We start from the raw sequence: 14,989 nt of genomic DNA on the forward strand, positions 1-14,989 counted from the left end.
CCCGGCGCTATTGTCTGGAATGCCATGATGCGTACACTTTCGGACATGCGGACCGTCGCGCTCGCCGCCACCGACGGCATGCTGCACTTCGAGCTGGCCGTGGCCTCCGAGGTCTTCGGCACCGGCTCGGCGTACGAGTTCGCGATCTGCGGGCAGCGGGCCGTGCGGGTCGGCCGGTTCCGCGTGGAGCCGGACCACGGCCTCGACGGGCTGGTGAATGCCGGCACCGTGATCGTGCCCGGCTGGGCCGATGTCGACGTCGATCCGCCCGCCGACCTGGTCGAAGCGGTGCGCGCGGCCCACGAGGCAGGCGCGCGGGTGGCCTCGTTGTGCACGGGCGCGTTCGTGCTGGCCGCGGCGGGCCTGCTGGACGGGCGGCGCGCGACCACGCACTGGGCGCACACCGGGCAGCTCGCCGCGCGCTACCCGCGGGTGGAGGTCGACCCGGACGTGCTCTACGTCGACAACGGCAGCGTGCTCACCTCGGCGGGCAAGGCCGCCGCGATGGATCTGTGCCTGCACCTGGTCCGCCTCGACCACGGCTCGGCGGCCGCCAACGCGATCGCCCGCCGCCTGGTGGTGCCGCCGCACCGGGCGGGCGGCCAGGCGCAGTTCGTCAGCGCGCCGGTGCCGGTCCAGGACGCCACCCCGCTGGCGGATCTGCTGCCCTGGGTGACCGAGCGGCTGGACCGCCCGCTGACCGTGGAGGACCTCGCCCGCCGGGCGAACATGAGCTCGCGAAACCTGGCGAGGCACTTCCGGTCGGCGACCGGCACGACCCCGTTGCGCTGGCTGCTGACCCAGCGGATCCGCCGCGCGCAGGAGCTGCTGGAGGCCACCGACGACGGTATCGACGCCATCGCGGCGGCGTCCGGGATGGGCAGCGCCGCGACGCTGCGACGGCACTTCAACCGGACCGTCGGCGTGCCACCGGACGCCTACCGCCGCACGTTCCGCAGTTGACCGGGTGAGACGGGAGCCACCCGGGGAGATCCGGAAAATCCGCGGGGTTCCGCGTCACGGGTGCGGGCGCGGGGCGTCGCTGCTGCGAGAGCAGCAGCGACGAGAGGACCGGATGTGAGGATCGAGCCGAGCAAGCACCGGGGGACGACCGAGCGCGGAGGTGTCGACCTGGGGGTGGCGATGCTGGGCGCGGTTCCGCTGGTACGGCACGCGGTGGGCACCATCGTGACCGCCTCGCCCGGTATGCGGTGGCTGGGCAGCGGCGGCAGCACGCACCACGCCATGCAGGCCTGCGCCCGGCTCCGGCCGGAGGTGATGCTGATCGACAGCGTGCTGGATCCGATGTGCGCGCTGATCAGGCGGATCCGCTCGATGAACCCGGCACCCGCGGTGGTCGTGCTCGTCGACGGCCGCCAGCGCACGACCGACTACCTGCGGCGCGCGATGGACTTCGGCGCGGCGGGCCTGCTCGCCGCCACCGCGTCCCCGCCGGAGCTGGTCGCCGGGATCAGGGCCGCCCGCGCCACCGGCGACTTCGTCGACGGCGACCTCGCCCACCTGGTCGGCGTCCGCGGCGCGGTGACCCCGCCGCGCGGCTGCCCCGGCACGCTGAGCGTCCGCGAGCACGAGGTGCTCACGTTGATCGCCGACGGCCTCGACAACCAGGCCATCGCGGACCGCCTCACCGTGTCCGTCGAAACCGTGCGCACCCACGTGAAGGGTGTCCTGCGCAAGCTCGACGCCCGCGACCGGACCCACGCCACGTCGCGCGCCTACCGGATGGGCCTGCTGTCGGTCCACGACATCCCGTCCGGTCCCGACGGCAGGCAGGAGACCGCGGAGCTGGTCCCGGCCGCCCGCAGGCCACTGGCGGCCGCGACATGATCACCACGGCCGTCCTGCTCGTGCTGCTCGTGCTGGCCCTGCTCGGGTCGGCGGTGCTCGAGCGCGCCAGCAACGCGCCCGAACGCGAGCCGGAGCCCCACGACTTCTGACCGCGCACTCGTGTGTGTTCGTTCCGTGTGGCCGGTTCGGGCAGTCTCGCGCCCGTACCGAGCTGTTGGCGACCTGTGAACAGGTTGCTCCGTGGAAGGGCGTGCTGTGCGTTTTCGTGTCGTGGTGCCGGTGATCCTCGCTGTCGCGGTGGTGGGTGGGTGTTCTTCGTCGACGGGAGGCCAGGCGATGCCGTTGGACGTGCCGTTGCCGACGTCGACGTCCTCGTCGGCGGCGAGCCCGTCGCAGGCGGCGGTGGACTCGGGTGGTTCGGAGAAGAAGGTCGGCAAGTCGGTCGAGGTGCACAACGTCTCCAACAGCGGCGTGATCACGCTCCTCTCCGTGGTCACCACGTCCAAGAGCAAAGAGGACGGTGACCCGCCGAAGAGCGGTGAATTCGTGGTGTGCGAGGTGGAGGTCGCGGGCACCAAGGGCGAGTACCCGGTGAACCCGCTCTACCTGAAGGTCAAGCTGCCCGACGGCAAGGAGGTCGACTCCCACGACGGCAACGCCTTCGACGCACCGGCGGAACCGGAACTGACCAGCGGCAGGGACCTCAAGGCTGGCGAGAAGCTGACCGCCAAGATCGCCTTCGACGCCAAGGTCGTGCCGGGCACCAAGCTCGTGATCACCGACTCCTCCGACGACGTCGCGGGGGAAATCCCGCTCGCCTGAACCTCACGTTTCCTCCCGCGCTGGCGTCTACCGGGTATGAACAGCACTTCATGGGCGTCGTCACCGGTGGTGCGGCGGGTGATGCGGGCCAACACCTCGCGTGACACGGGCCCGGAGCGGGCGGTGCGACGGCTCGTGCACGCGGCTGGCCTGCGGTACCGGGTGGACGCGCGGCCGGAGCCGTCGCTGCGGCGGCGGGCGGATCTCGTGTTCACCCGCGCCCGCGTCGCCGTGTTCGTCGACGGCTGCTTCTGGCACGGCTGCCCGGCGCACTATTCGCCGCCGGGCACGAACAGCGGCTACTGGGCGGCGAAGATCGCCGCCAACGCGGAACGGGACGCCGAAACCACGGCGTTGCTGCGGGACGCGGGCTGGACGGTCCTGCGCGGGTGGGAGCACGAACCCGCGCGGGACCTGGCCGCCAGGGTGGTCGAAGCGGTCCGCGGAGCGCGGCGATGAGGCACACCGTGATGGCGTCCCCGCTGGGCGAGCTGACCTTGGTCGCCGATGACGACGGGCTGACCGGGCTGTACTTCCCCGAGCGCCGTCCGGACGAGCTGGGCCCGCGCGTCGACGAGGGGTTCGCAGCGGCGATCGGCCAGCTGCGGGAGTATTTCGCCGGGACGCGCACCGAATTCGACCTCGTTCTGGCGCCGCGCGGCTCGGAGTTCCAGCGGGAGGTGTGGCGGCTGCTCACGAAGATTCCGCACGGCGGCACCACGACGTACGGCGAACTGGCGCGCGAACTGGGCGATCCGGGGCTGGCGCAGGCCGTCGGCGCGGCGAACGGGCGCAACCCGGTGAGCATCGTGGTGCCGTGCCACCGCGTGGTCGGCGCGGACGGCGGCTTGACCGGGTACGCGGGCGGGCTCGCGCGCAAGCGGTTCCTGCTCGACCTGGAGCAGCCGGAGGGGCGGCTGTTTTGAAGCCGTTCGAACAGGTGGTGGCCGAGCACGGGCCCGCGGTGCTGCGCGTGTGCCGTGCCGTGCTCGGCCCCGCCGACGCCGAAGACGCCTGGTCGGACACGTTCCTCGCCGCACTGCGCGCCTATCCCGAGCTCGACGAGAACGCGAACGTCGAAGCGTGGCTGGTGACGATCGCGCACCGCAAGGCCATCGACGTCCTCCGTCGCGCGGCGAGGCGGGCGATCCCGACCGACCGGGTGCCGGAGCGGCCGAGCGGGACCGGCCGCCCCGACGACTGGGACGGCGACCTGTGGCGCGCGCTCGCCGCGTTGCCGCCGAAGCAGCGCGCCGCCGTCGCCTACCACTACCTGACCGGCCTGCCCTACGCCGAAATCGCGGCCATCACCGGCGGCAGCGCCGACGCGGCGCGCCGCGCGGCCGCCGACGGCATGAAGGCCCTGCGCAAGAACTATTCCGTGGAGGGAAGATGAACCCGCTCGATCGACTGTCCGAAGTGGACTCCGCGACCACGGCGCGCCTGCACGCGCGGCTCACCGCCGCCGCCGAACAGGAGGGCATCCTCGACGTCGCCTACCGCACCGTCGACACCCCCGTCGGACGGCTTCTGCTGGCGGCGACCGGCGCCGGTCTGGTCACGGTGGCCTTCGCCAGCCAGGATCACGACCGGGTGCTGGCCTCGCTCGCCGACGCCGTCAGCCCGCGGGTGCTGCACGCCCCCGGCAGGCTCGACGAGGTCGCGCGGCAGCTCGACGAGTACTTCGTGGGCGAGCGCACCCGGTTCGATTTGCCACTGGACTGGCAGCTCTCGCACGGATTCCGGCGAACCGTGCTCGGGCACCTGCCGGAAATCGGCTACGGGCACACCGCGAGCTACGCCGAGGTCGCACTGGCCGCGGGCAACCCGAAGGCCGTGCGCGCGGTCGGCACGGCGTGCGCGACGAACCCGCTGCCGGTCGTCGTGCCGTGCCACCGGGTGGTGCGCTCGGACGGCACCTTCGGCGGGTACGCGGGCGGCGCCGAAGCGAAGCGCACCCTGCTGACCCTGGAAGCCGCCTGAGGTCCTCGCTCGGAGGGGTGGCCTTCACGGCACTCACTGCCGTGAAGGCCACCATCAGGGGACATCCGCCGCCCAGCCCACCCGTTGCATAGTCAACATCTTACTAGTAAGCTTCTGACTATGGTGACCGACAAGCGCTCTACGCTGGGATTGACGGTGCTCGGCATCCTCGCCGGGGGGCCGATGCACGCCTACCGGGTCCAGAAGCTGATCAAGGACTACGGCAAGGACCGTGTCGTCAACGTCCGGCAGCGCGCGAGCATCTACCAGGCCATCGAGCGGTTGCGGAAGCTCGGGCTGATCGAGGTCGAGGGGGTCGACCGGGAGGCGGGGCGCCCGGAGCGCACCGTCTACGCCATCACCGCCGCCGGTGCGGAAACGGCGAAGGCGTGGATCAAGGAGATGCTCGCGACGACCGGCGGCGAGTACCCGGAGTTCCCGGTCGGCCTGTCGTTCCTGATGATGCTCGAACCGGACGAAGCGGCGGCCCAGCTCGAGATCCGCTTGGCCGCGGTCGACGCGCAGGTGGCCGAGGTGGCGTCGGCACTCGACGGCGCGGCGGGGATCGCCCGGGTCTTCCTGGTGGAAGAGGAGTACCGGCACGCGCTGCTGGTCGCCGAGCAGCGCTGGCTCCGCGCGCTCATCGGGGACCTCCGCGCCAGCGCGGTCACCTGGTCCGAAGAGTGGCTGCGGCAGGCAGCCGCCGAATTCGCTGCGAAACAAGAAGAGGAACAGTCGTGAAGAATGTGCCCGTGTTGATTGCCGGTGGTGGCCTCGCCGGTCTGACCAGCTCGCTTTTCCTTGCCCGACAAGGGGTCCCGTCCTTGCTCGTGGACAGGCACCCCGGGGTTTCGATCCACGGCAAGGCGCGCGGGATCAACCAGCGGACGATGGAGATCTACCGCGCCTACGGGATCGCCGACGCCGTCGAGCGCGCGGGCGCGCCGTTCGGGGCCGAATCCGGCGTCGCCCGCTGCGAGACGCTCGCGGGCGAATGGCAGTGGCTGTTCGACGCCGACGCACCGCGGGCGAGGCCGGAGGTCACTGCGGGCGCCTTCTGCATGGCGGACCAGAACACCGTCGAGCCCATCCTGATCGATGCCGCGCGTTCGGCAGGCGCCGAGCACCTCTTCGACACCGAACTGGTCTCGTTCGAGGCGGACGCCGACGGAGTGACCGCGACGCTGGAAGACCGCGCCACCGGCGAACGGCAGCAGGTCAGGGCCGGGCACCTGATCGCCGCGGACGGGAACCGGAGCCCGATCCGGCGGAAGCTGGGCATCGCGAGGGCCGGGGAGCGGACCTTCCAGCACACCATGAACATCGTGTTCCGCGCCGACCTCTCCGCGTTCCTCCCCCGGCGCGCGCTGTTCTGGATCATCGCCAACCCTGCCGGGTTCTACGGCGGGCTGGTCAGCACCGCCGATCCGCACCGCTGGCAGGCGTCCGTCGCATACGACCCGGCCGAAGAGTCCACTGAGGACTTCACGGAAGAGCGCTGCGCCCGGCTCGTCCGCGCCGCGGTCGGCGAGGACGTCGACGTCGAAATCGAGGGCGTGGCGGCGTGGGAGCAGTCGGTCGGCGTCGCCGAGCGGTACCGCGACGGCAGGGTGTTCCTGGTCGGCGACAGCGCGCACGTGTGGCCGCCCGCCGGCGCGCTCGGCGCGAACACCGGGGTGCAGGACGCGCACAACCTGGCGTGGAAGCTCGCCGCCGTGGTCAAGGGCGAGGCGGGCGACGACCTCCTCGACACCTACGACGCGGAGCGGCGCCCGGTGGCCGAGGCGCTGGCGCCCGCGATCGTCGCCAACCAGGAGGCGAGGATGAGCGGCAAGCCGGAACCCGCGGCGCTCGACGATCTCGCCCAGGCGTTCGGCGCGCGCTACGGCACCGAGGAGGCCGTGGGCGCGCTCGGGCAGGAGGCCCGCGTCGGTGCCAGGGCACCGCACCTCTGGCTCGGCGACATCGCCGTGCACGACCTGTGCGTCGACGAGTTCGTGCTCCTCTGCGACAGTCCGGAATGGACGGACGCGGCGAGTGCGGCCGGGGTGCGCGCTCATCGCGCGGAGGGGGCTGAGGGCTGGGCGGAGCGGTACGGCTCCGGCGCCGCGCTCATCCGCCCCGACGGCTACGTCGCCTGGCGTTCCTCCGGTCCCGCGTCGGCGGCGGAGCTCACCGACGCGGTCGCTCGCGCGCTCCACCCGGTACGGTCGCCTGTGTGATCGAGGTCGACGGCGGCGAGCTGTACTACGAGACGCGCGGCAGCGGCAGCCCGGTGGTGCTGGTGCACGGTGGTTCCCTGGACGCGAGCATGTGGGACGGCCAGGTCGCGCTGCTCGAAGGCGCGCGCACGGTGATCCGGTACGACCTGCGCGGCCACGGGCGGTCCTCGTCGCCGGGTGCGGCGTTCTCCCACCACGAGGATCTCCGGCAGCTGCTGGACGCACTCGACGTCCCCGTCGCCGATGTGGTCGGCCTTTCGCTCGGCGGTCAGATCGCGATCGACTTCGCGATCGCGCATCCCGGGCGCGTCGGCAAGCTCCTGCTCGCCGCGCCCGGGATCAGCGGGAAGCCGTTCCGCGATCCGTTCATCCTCGAAAACCTCGCGGAACTCGGTGCGGCGAAAGACAGAGGAGAGCACGAGCGCGCCGTCGAGCACATCCTGCGCATGTGGGTCGACGGTCCACATCGGACGTCCGAACAGGTCGACCCAGCGGTGCGCGCGTTCTGCCGCGCGCTGAACCTCGCGAGCGTGACCCGTCCCGAAGGAGCGGGTCACGGCTTCGCGACGGAATTCGGGGCGGCCCACCGGATCGGCGAACTCCGCGCGGAAACGCTGCTGCTGGTGGGAACTCTGGACTGCGCGGACATGCTGGGCAGCGCCGAGCTGATCGACCGCGAGGCCGCGCGCGTCCGCAAGCATGTTCTGCCCGGTGTGGGGCATATGCTCAATCTCGAAGCACCGGCCGGATTCAACCGTCTGCTAAGCGGTTTCCTGCGCTGATCCGGGAGCGGAGGCGCCGTCGAACAGGATCGGCAGGAAGGTTCGTTCCAGCGTGCCGAGCGGCAGCGCTTCGGGTTCGACGAAGCTTTGCAGCAGCGCGCCTTCGCGGGCCGCGATCATCATCCGCGCCAGCTCGTCGATGTCCACCGCCGGGCGCCTGCCCATCCTGGTGAACAACTTCCGCAGCGCGGTCACGAGTTCGGCGCGGATCTTGGCGTCGTGCTCGGCCAGCCGCCGCGCCGCTTTGGGGTGGCGGATCGCGTACAGCGTGAACTCGGTGCTCACCAGGAACCATCGGCGCTCCTCGTCGCCGAACTCCGAGAACAACTCACCGATCTGTTCCGGTGAGGGCGGAGCGGCTTCGAGCGCGTGCGCGACCCGGTCGATCACGTTCGCGGCGTGCTGGTCGAACAGCGCGAAGAACAGCTCGTCCTTGCTGCCGAAGTTCGAGTAGTACGCACCGGTGGTGTACCCGGCCCTGCGGCAGATCTCGTCGATCGTCGCCCCGCCGAAACCGAGTTCGGCGAACGCTTCCAGCGCCGCTTCGAGCAGGCGAGCCCTGGTCTGCGGGCGGCGCTTCGTCGGTCCCTTCGGCATCGGCTCAGCCTGCCACGAAGTCCTGGAGCAGTTCCGCGACACGCGCGGGCCGCTCCAGGATCGGCGAATGCCCGGAATCCTCGATCACGTCGACCTTCGCGCCGACGGCGGCCCAGCGCGCGGCGGTCTTTTCGCAGTCGTAGAACCGGTCCCGGCGCCCGAGTATCGCCGCCGTGGGCAGCCCGATGGCACGGACCTGCTCGTCGAGCGGGCGCGCCGCGAGCAGCCGCCGCCGTTCCACGATGACGGTGCGCGCCATCGCGGGTGACATCGCCGCGTGGTCGAGCACCGCCTGGTCGGGACGGTCGAAGGCGCGGTTGAAGGCGAATCCCCGCGCGAAGCCGAAACGCACCCCGAGCCGCACCGCGGACGGGGTCGCCAACCGGTGCGCCAGCGCGCCGAGCACGGGAAGCGCGAGCAGGCCGTTGCCAGGCGGGAAGGTGGCGAACGAGTAGTCCGGTGCCTGCCCGATCACCACGATCTTCCTGACGTGCCGCGATTCTTCGGCAAGTGCGATGGCGACGTCCGCGCCGAAGGAATGCCCGGCCGCGACCACCTCGGTGACGTCGATCGCGTCGAGCGCGGCGGCGACCGTGCGGGCCTGGGAGCGCGCGTCGAGCCCGGTGTGCCCGCCGGTGTGGCCGTGACCGCGCAGGTCGAGGCGGACGACGTGGAACCGCTCCGCTAGTAAGGGCGTCAGTCGGTCGAACCAGTGCACCGACCCGCTGAAACCGTGCAGCAGCAGGATGACCGGGTTCCCGCGCACCCCGTCTTGTCTGATGTGGACGGATTCGCCGCCTGCCGTGATCAGCTCGCCGATCACGGCAGGTTCCGTGCGAGCGCGCGTCCGGCGGCGCGGCCGGAGAAGATGCAGCCGCCGAGGAAGGTCCCTTCCAGCGCGTTGTAGCCGTGGACGCCGCCACCGCCGAAGCCCGCGACCTCGCCCGCCGCGTACAGCCCTGGGAACGGGGTTCCGTCGGCGCGCACGACTTGGGAGTCCAATGTGGTCTGCACGCCGCCGAGCGTCTTGCGGGTGAGGATGTTGAGCCGCACCGCGATCAGCGGGCCGTGCGCGGGATCGAGGATCCGGTGCGGTTTCGCGACCCTGGACACCTTGTCGCCGAGGTAGCGCCGCGCGTTCGCCACCGCCATCACCTGGAAGTCCTTGGCGTACCGGTTTTCCACCTGCAGATCGCGCGCGACGATCTGCTCCTCGATCGTGGCGAGATCGAGCTGGGGGCCGCGGGACAGCTTGTTCATCCCGTCGACGAGTTCGCCGAGCGTGTCCGCGACGACGAAGTCCACGCCGTGCCGTTTGAACGCCTCGACCGGGGGAATCGCGCCCTTGCCGCCGCGCTCGCGGAGCACGCGCCGCAGGTCCTTCCCGGTGAGATCGGGGTTCTGCTCGGATCCCGAGAGCATGAACTCCTTCTCGATGATGGTCTGGTCCAGCACGAACCACGAGTAGTCGTACCCGGTGGACAGGATCGCCTTGAGCGACGCGTTGGTGTCGAAACCGGGGAAGTTCGGCGGGGCGAGGCGTTTCCCGGTGGCGTCGAACCACATCGACGACGGGCCGGGGATGATCCGGATCGCGTGGTCCGGCCAGATCGGGTCCCAGTTGTGCAGCCCCTCGGTGTAGTGCCACATGCGGTCGCGGTTCACGATGCGCCCGCCCGCGTCCTCGGTGATCCCGATCATCCGTCCGTCCACATAGGCCGGAACACCGGGGATCATGGTTTCCGGGCAGGGGCCGAGCCGCTCGGCGGGCCAGTTCCGGCGGACCAGGTCGTGGTTGTGGCCGATCCCGCCGGACGTGACGACCACGGCCTTCGCGCGCAGCTCGAACTCGCCGACCGCGGTACGCGAAGACGCCTTCCCGCGATCGGCATCGCTCGGCTCCAGCACGGTCCCGCGCACGCCGACCGCGGCGCCGTCTTCGACGAGGAGTTCGTCGACCCGGTGCCGGAACGCGAACGAAACCAGCCCGCGCCGCTCGCCGTCGAGCACCGGCTCGGCGAACACGCGGACCACCTCGGGCCCGGTGCCCCAGGTGAGGTGGAAGCGCGGCACCGAGTTGCCGTGCCCGTCCGCGGCCCCGCCGCCGCGCTCGGCCCACCCGACCATCGGCGTCACCCGCAGGCCGAGGTCGTGCAGGTAACGGCGCTTCTCCCCGGCGGCGAACCGCACGTAGGCCTCCGCCCATTTGCGCGCCCAGTGGTCCTCGTCGTCGCGGTCGAACCCGGCCGAGGAGAACCAGTCGTGCAGCGCCAGCTCGTAGGAGTCCTTGATGCCGAGGCGGCGCTGTTCGGGGCTGTCGACGAACAGCAGCCCGCCGAGCGACCAGAACGCCTGCCCGCCGAGGTTGGCGCGGTTCTCCTGCTCGACGATCAGGACCTTCCGGCCCGCCTTGACCAGCTCGTGTGTCGCGACGAGCCCGGCGAGCCCGGCGCCGACCACGATCACGTCCGGTTCGTCGGCCATGGCGCACTCCACCTCAATCCGATAGGAATTCCTATCTGTTGACCATACGACCTGAGGCGTAGCGGGGCCAGCCCGATGTTGTCCCCGAGGCTGTTGTCGCCGGTATGCCCGGTTTCTAGGCTCGGTCCGGTGATGGAAACCACGGCGCTGACCAAGCGGTACGGCCGCGAGCTCGCGGTCGACGACCTCACGTTCACGGTGCGCCCCGGCCGGGTGACGGGCTTCCTCGGGCCGAACGGGGCGGGCAAATCGACCACGATGCGGATGTTCGTCGGCCTGGTGCGGCCGACCTCCGGCACGGCGACGATCGACGGCCGCGAGTACGCCGAGCTGCCGGATCCGCTGCGCCGCGTCGGCGCGCTGCTGGAGTCGACGCCGTCGCAGCCCGGCCGCACCGCGCGCGACCACCTGCTCGCGCTGGCCCGCACCCACGGCTTCGCACCGTCCAGAGTGGACGAAGTGCTCGGGATGGCCGGACTGGATTCGGTGGCGGGGCGCAGGACGGGCGGCTTCTCGCTCGGCATGCGCCAGCGCCTCGGGATCGCGGCGGCGATGCTCGGCGACCCGGGCGCTCTGCTCCTGGACGAGCCGACGAACGGGCTCGACCCCGATGGCGTGCGGTGGCTGCGCACACTGCTCGCGGAGCTTGCCGCGGAGGGGCGCAGTGTGCTGGTGTCCAGCCATCTGATGAGCGAGATGGCGCTGACCGCGCGGCACGTCGTTATCGTCGGCAAGGGCAGGCTGCTCGCTGACGTCCCGATCGACGAGCTGGTCGGGACCGGCCGGGTGCTGGTCAGGTCGACCAGGGCGCGTGAGCTGCGCGACGCGCTGGTGGCGCACGGCGCCGAGGTGACGAGCGAGGAACCGGGGGCACTGCTGGTCAGCGGGATGGACGCGGCGGCGGTCAGCGCGGCGGCTGGCGCACTGCCGATCCACGAGCTGACCCCGTGGAAGTCCACATTGGAGGATGCCTATCTGGCGTTGACGCGCGATGCGCTGGAGTTCCACGGAGGACGGCGATGACAGGGGAACTGACCTTCGGTGGCGTCGTCCGTTCGGAATGGACCAAACTGGTTTCCCTGCTGGCGAACCGGATCGCGCTCGTCATGGCACCGGTGACACTGATCGGGCTCGCCGGGGTCATCGGCTGGCACGACCGCGCGCGCCCGGTGGTGCTGAGCCAGGCCATCGGCGGCGGGTTCCTGCCGTTCGTGCTCCTGGTCGGTGTATTCGGGGCGCTGATGCTCACCGGTGAGCACGGTTCCGGTCTGCTGCGGTCCACTTTGGTCGCCGTGCCGAAACGGCTTCCGGTGCTGTGGGCCAAAGCGCTGGTGCTCGTCGCCGTGACGACGCCGGTCGCCATCGTCACCCACGCGGGCGCGTTCCTTGCGTACCAGGCATTTTCCGCCGATCCGATCCCGTTCGGCGAGCCACGGGTACTCATGGCGATCCTCGGCGCCGCGGGCGGCACGGTCGCGGCCGGGCTGCTCGGGCTCGGCATCGGCACCGTGGTGCGCGACACCGCGACCGCGATCGTCACCTACGTCGCCGCGCTCGTGCTGCTTCCGCAGCTCCTGCTCGGCGCACTGCCCGATTCGCTGCGGGACGCCGTGCTGACCTGCCTGCCGACGACCGCGCTGCGGGCGCTGTTCGGGGCCGACGTCCCGATCGCGCCGGGCATCGGCGCGCTCGTGGTGCTCGCCTGGGTCGCGCTGGCGCTCGGCGGCGGTGCGGTGGCGCTGCGGCGGAGGGACGCGTTCTGATGCCGCCGCGCGTGCCGGATGTCCTGGTCGCCGTTTTGGCCGCCGCGCTGGCGATTCCGGTGACCGTGGCCGGCCAGGACGCGCCCGGCGTCCTCGCACCCGGTACCGGCGTCACCGGCGCGGGCTGGCTGCTGTTCGTGGCCGTGCACCTCCCGCTGCTGTGGCGGAGCAGGGCGCCGACAGCGGTGTTCTGGTGCGTCCTCGCGCTGGTGGGCGTTTGCGCGGCCCTCGGCGTCACCGGGGTTTTCCTCGTCTTTTCCCCGCTTTTCGCCCTTTTCGCGGTGGCGCGGCACAGCGAATGGCATTGGGTGTGGCCGGTCGTCGGCGCGGTGGTGCTCGTGGTGGCCACGGCGGCGCTGGGTACGCGGCCGGGATGGCCGGGCATGATCGGTGTCGTCTCGGTGCTCGCGGTCACCGTGCTGCTCGGGATCGCGCTGCGCTGGCGACGAGCGTTCGCCGCCGAGCGCGCGGCGAGCCAGGCGCGCGATGCGCAGGCCGCCGTAGCCGAAGAGCGGGCGCGGATCGCGAGGGAGGTGCACGACATCGTCGCGCACAACCTCGCCGTGATGGTCGCGCTCGCCGACGGCGCGTCCTGCACAGCGGGAATCGACCCCGGACGCGCCGCCGACCTGATGGCGAAAACGGCGACGACCGGGCGGCGGGCGCTGGCCGAAATGCGGCGGCTGGTGACCTTGCTGCGAGAGGGCGACCGCGCGCCGGAACCGGGTGTGGACGATATCGACGACCTGGTCGCGCGCGTGCGCGCCGCGGGGCTGCGGGTGGTGGTGAGCCGTGCGGGGGCGGCCGGTCCGTGGGGGCCGGGCGTCGGGCTCGCCGTGCACCGGATCGTGCAGGAGGCGTTGACGAACACCATGAAGCACGCGGGCCCGCTCGCGTCGGCGCGGGTACGGCTGCGCTACTCCCCGGAAGGCGCCGAGGTCGAGATCACCGACGACGGCACCGGAAACGCGTCGCCGGAACCGGGTGGGCACGGGCTGATCGGGATCACCGAGCGCGTGAAGGCGTACGGTGGCCAGGTCGAAGCCGGTGCCTTCGGCAGTGGCTGGCGCGTGCGCGCCTTCATTCCAGCGGAGTCCGATGTGGACGGTGAGACCGGGTGACCGTCGCGGTGCTGCTCGCGGACGACCAGCCGTGGCTCCGCCTCGGGTTCCGCGCGGTGCTCGACGCGCAACCGGATCTCGAAGTGGTGGGCGAAGCGGGCGACGGGGACGAAGCGGCGGCCTTGGTGCGGGAGCTGGCGCCCGACGTCGTGCTCATGGACGTGCGGATGCCGGTGCTCGACGGGATCGAGGCCACCCGGCGGATCGTCGCATCCGGGTCGCCGTCGCGCGTGCTGGTGCTGACGACCTTCGATCTCGACGAGTACGTGTTCGCCGCCCTGCGCGCGGGTGCTTCGGGCTTCCTCCTCAAGGACGCGGAACCGGCGGACCTGATCGCGGGCATCCGCGCGGTCGCGGCCGGGAACGCCGTGGTGGCACCGAGCGTGACCAAACGGCTCATCGAAACCTTCACGCGCCAGGTTCCGAGACCGCCCGCCGACGGCCGGTTCGGCGAGCTGACCGCCCGCGAGCGCGAAGTCGTGGTGGAGGTCGCGGGTGGCCGGTCCAACAAGGAGATCGCGGACCGGCTCTTCGTTTCGGAGACCACGATCAAGGTGCACGTCGGTCGCGTACTGGCCAAACTGGGGCTGCGCGACCGCGCGCAGGTCATCGTGTTCGCCTACGAGAACGGCGTGGTGACACCGGGGACGGCCGACGCGTAGGTGCGCAGGGCGCGCAGCAGGTCGATCTCGCGGAACGACGGCCACTTGACGTCGATGAACCGCAGTTCCGCCCGCGCCGACTGCCACAGCAGGAAACCCGACAGCCGCTGCTCGCCGCTGGTCCGGATCACCAGGTCCGGGTCCCCGACCTCGTGCGTGGAGAGGTACGCGGAGATCCGGTCCGGTGTCAGGTCCTCGGCGATGTCCCGCAGAGAGCGCCCGGTGCCGATCTCGTCGTCCAGCAGGGCGCGCACGGCGTCGGTGATGTCCTCGCGCCCGTCGTAGCCGACGGCGAGCGTCAACCGGCGCGGACCGGCGTCCGCGGTGTCCTCGCGCGCCGCTTTCAGCACCTCGGCCGTGGGGGCGGGCATCAGGTCGACCCGGCCCGCGAGGTCGATGCGCCAGTCCCGTCCGGCGGCGAGCGCGGGCGTCACCTCCTCGATCACCCGCATCAGGCGCGCCGCCTCTTCGGGATCCCGTTTGGCCAGGTTGTCCGCGGAAACCCAGAACAGCGTCACGTGCTCGATCCCGGTCCCCGCGCACCAGGAAAGCACCTCCGTGACATGCCCGAACCCGCGCCGGTGGCCCTCGCTGACGTCCGCGAGCCCCGCTTCCCTCGCCCAGCGCCGGTTGCCGTCCATGATCATCGCCACGTGCCGCGGCAGCGGTCCCTTCGCCACCCGCGCGCGCAGTCGCCGCCGGTACGGTTCCTCCACCAGTTCGCGCCAGCCCATGAACCCGATG

18 protein-coding genes are annotated in these 14,989 nt (G+C 71.6%); 14 read left to right on the forward strand and 4 right to left on the reverse strand.

Going from position 1 to position 14,989, the window contains the following annotated elements; all coding sequences use genetic code 11:
- Window positions 1-45: 45 nt before the first annotated feature.
- From HUW46_RS23295 to HUW46_RS23340, 10 genes are all read left to right on the forward strand, one after another.
- Window positions 46-963 carry a helix-turn-helix domain-containing protein gene (locus HUW46_RS23295; protein ID WP_215549291.1) on the forward strand — a complete coding sequence of 306 codons (918 nt, stop codon included), beginning with the start codon at window positions 46-48 and terminating at the stop codon, window positions 961-963.
- A gap of 114 nt (window positions 964-1,077) precedes the next feature.
- Window positions 1,078-1,848 carry a response regulator transcription factor gene (locus HUW46_RS23300; protein WP_215549292.1) on the forward strand — a complete coding sequence of 257 codons (771 nt, stop codon included), beginning with the start codon at window positions 1,078-1,080 and terminating at the stop codon, window positions 1,846-1,848.
- A 216-nt stretch (window positions 1,849-2,064) separates the two neighbouring features.
- Complete coding sequence (locus HUW46_RS23305) at window positions 2,065-2,631, forward strand: DUF4352 domain-containing protein (RefSeq protein ID WP_215549293.1); 567 nt, start codon at window positions 2,065-2,067, stop codon at window positions 2,629-2,631.
- A gap of 36 nt (window positions 2,632-2,667) precedes the next feature.
- Window positions 2,668-3,090: a very short patch repair endonuclease gene (locus tag HUW46_RS23310; protein ID WP_254126481.1), complete on the forward strand. Its 423-nt coding sequence runs from the start codon at window positions 2,668-2,670 to the stop codon at window positions 3,088-3,090.
- Window positions 3,087-3,557, forward strand: coding sequence for a methylated-DNA--[protein]-cysteine S-methyltransferase (locus tag HUW46_RS23315; RefSeq protein WP_215549294.1), 471 nt, complete (start codon window positions 3,087-3,089; stop codon window positions 3,555-3,557). The genes HUW46_RS23310 and HUW46_RS23315 overlap by 4 nt, the downstream gene beginning before the upstream one ends.
- Window positions 3,554-4,027, forward strand: coding sequence for an RNA polymerase sigma factor (locus HUW46_RS23320; protein ID WP_215549295.1), 474 nt, complete (start codon window positions 3,554-3,556; stop codon window positions 4,025-4,027). The genes HUW46_RS23315 and HUW46_RS23320 overlap by 4 nt, the downstream gene beginning before the upstream one ends.
- Entirely contained in the window at window positions 4,024-4,614 is a 591-nt protein-coding gene (locus HUW46_RS23325) for a methylated-DNA--[protein]-cysteine S-methyltransferase (RefSeq protein ID WP_215549296.1), read from the forward strand. The genes HUW46_RS23320 and HUW46_RS23325 overlap by 4 nt, the downstream gene beginning before the upstream one ends.
- A gap of 120 nt (window positions 4,615-4,734) precedes the next feature.
- Window positions 4,735-5,355 (forward strand): PadR family transcriptional regulator, encoded by a 621-nt coding sequence (locus HUW46_RS23330; protein WP_215549297.1) that lies wholly within the window; start codon window positions 4,735-4,737, stop codon window positions 5,353-5,355.
- A complete protein-coding gene (locus HUW46_RS23335; protein ID WP_215549298.1) occupies window positions 5,352-6,836 on the forward strand; it encodes an FAD-dependent monooxygenase in 1,485 nt (494 codons plus the stop codon). Before HUW46_RS23330 ends, HUW46_RS23335 begins: the two co-directional genes overlap by 4 nt.
- Window positions 6,833-7,618 carry an alpha/beta fold hydrolase gene (locus tag HUW46_RS23340; protein ID WP_254126483.1) on the forward strand — a complete coding sequence of 262 codons (786 nt, stop codon included), beginning with the start codon at window positions 6,833-6,835 and terminating at the stop codon, window positions 7,616-7,618. Before HUW46_RS23335 ends, HUW46_RS23340 begins: the two co-directional genes overlap by 4 nt.
- Here the strand turns inward: HUW46_RS23340 and HUW46_RS23345 are convergent.
- Genes HUW46_RS23345 through HUW46_RS23355 form a run of 3 tightly spaced genes read right to left on the reverse strand, consistent with a single transcriptional unit; the run spans window position 7,598 to window position 10,699 of the window.
- Window positions 7,598-8,215 (reverse strand): TetR/AcrR family transcriptional regulator, encoded by a 618-nt coding sequence (locus HUW46_RS23345; protein WP_215549299.1) that lies wholly within the window; start codon window positions 8,213-8,215, stop codon window positions 7,598-7,600. The two genes, HUW46_RS23340 and HUW46_RS23345, sit on opposite strands and share 21 nt — an antisense overlap.
- 4 nt (window positions 8,216-8,219) lie before the next feature.
- A complete protein-coding gene (locus HUW46_RS23350; RefSeq protein ID WP_254126485.1) occupies window positions 8,220-9,038 on the reverse strand; it encodes an alpha/beta fold hydrolase in 819 nt (272 codons plus the stop codon).
- Window positions 9,035-10,699 carry an FAD-binding dehydrogenase gene (locus HUW46_RS23355; protein ID WP_215549300.1) on the reverse strand — a complete coding sequence of 555 codons (1,665 nt, stop codon included), beginning with the start codon at window positions 10,697-10,699 and terminating at the stop codon, window positions 9,035-9,037. The genes HUW46_RS23350 and HUW46_RS23355 overlap by 4 nt, the downstream gene beginning before the upstream one ends.
- Window positions 10,700-10,828: 129 nt before the next feature.
- Between HUW46_RS23355 and HUW46_RS23360 the strand changes: the two genes are divergently transcribed.
- Genes HUW46_RS23360 through HUW46_RS23375 form a run of 4 tightly spaced genes read left to right on the forward strand, consistent with a single transcriptional unit; the run spans window position 10,829 to window position 14,245 of the window.
- Window positions 10,829-11,722, forward strand: a complete 894-nt coding sequence (locus HUW46_RS23360) for an ATP-binding cassette domain-containing protein (RefSeq protein WP_215549301.1) — start codon at window positions 10,829-10,831, stop codon at window positions 11,720-11,722.
- Window positions 11,719-12,462, forward strand: coding sequence for a hypothetical protein (locus tag HUW46_RS23365; RefSeq protein ID WP_215549302.1), 744 nt, complete (start codon window positions 11,719-11,721; stop codon window positions 12,460-12,462). Before HUW46_RS23360 ends, HUW46_RS23365 begins: the two co-directional genes overlap by 4 nt.
- The gene (locus tag HUW46_RS23370) at window positions 12,462-13,583 is read left to right on the forward strand and encodes a sensor histidine kinase (RefSeq protein ID WP_215549303.1); all 1,122 of its coding nucleotides are present in this window, start codon (window positions 12,462-12,464) and stop codon (window positions 13,581-13,583) included. Before HUW46_RS23365 ends, HUW46_RS23370 begins: the two co-directional genes overlap by 1 nt.
- Entirely contained in the window at window positions 13,580-14,245 is a 666-nt protein-coding gene (locus HUW46_RS23375) for a response regulator (protein WP_215549304.1), read from the forward strand. The genes HUW46_RS23370 and HUW46_RS23375 overlap by 4 nt, the downstream gene beginning before the upstream one ends.
- On the opposite strand, the gene uppS is transcribed toward HUW46_RS23375, so the two are convergent.
- Window positions 14,203-14,979 carry a polyprenyl diphosphate synthase gene (gene uppS, locus HUW46_RS23380; RefSeq protein ID WP_215549305.1) on the reverse strand — a complete coding sequence of 259 codons (777 nt, stop codon included), beginning with the start codon at window positions 14,977-14,979 and terminating at the stop codon, window positions 14,203-14,205. The two genes, HUW46_RS23375 and uppS, sit on opposite strands and share 43 nt — an antisense overlap.
- Window positions 14,980-14,989 lie beyond the last annotated feature (10 nt).

This window comes from Amycolatopsis sp. CA-230715, from assembly GCF_018736145.1.
Taxonomy (GTDB): domain Bacteria; phylum Actinomycetota; class Actinomycetes; order Mycobacteriales; family Pseudonocardiaceae; genus Amycolatopsis.

What these genes read in the sequence shown, in the direction of transcription:
- HUW46_RS23295 (WP_215549291.1), top strand. Translation starts at nt 46, where the DNA reads ATGCGGACCGTCGCGCTCGCCGCCACCGACGGCATGCTGCACTTCGAG.
- HUW46_RS23310 (WP_254126481.1), top strand. Translation starts at nt 2,668, where the DNA reads ATGAACAGCACTTCATGGGCGTCGTCACCGGTGGTGCGGCGGGTGATG.
- HUW46_RS23315 (WP_215549294.1), top strand. Translation starts at nt 3,087, where the DNA reads ATGAGGCACACCGTGATGGCGTCCCCGCTGGGCGAGCTGACCTTGGTC.
- HUW46_RS23325 (WP_215549296.1), top strand. Translation starts at nt 4,024, where the DNA reads ATGAACCCGCTCGATCGACTGTCCGAAGTGGACTCCGCGACCACGGCG.
- HUW46_RS23330 (WP_215549297.1), top strand. Translation starts at nt 4,735, where the DNA reads ATGGTGACCGACAAGCGCTCTACGCTGGGATTGACGGTGCTCGGCATC.
- HUW46_RS23345 (WP_215549299.1), bottom strand. Translation starts at nt 8,215, where the DNA reads ATGCCGAAGGGACCGACGAAGCGCCGCCCGCAGACCAGGGCTCGCCTG.
- HUW46_RS23355 (WP_215549300.1), bottom strand. Translation starts at nt 10,699, where the DNA reads ATGGCCGACGAACCGGACGTGATCGTGGTCGGCGCCGGGCTCGCCGGG.
- HUW46_RS23365 (WP_215549302.1), top strand. Translation starts at nt 11,719, where the DNA reads ATGACAGGGGAACTGACCTTCGGTGGCGTCGTCCGTTCGGAATGGACC.
- HUW46_RS23370 (WP_215549303.1), top strand. Translation starts at nt 12,462, where the DNA reads ATGCCGCCGCGCGTGCCGGATGTCCTGGTCGCCGTTTTGGCCGCCGCG.
- uppS (WP_215549305.1), bottom strand. Translation starts at nt 14,979, where the DNA reads ATGGGCTGGCGCGAACTGGTGGAGGAACCGTACCGGCGGCGACTGCGC.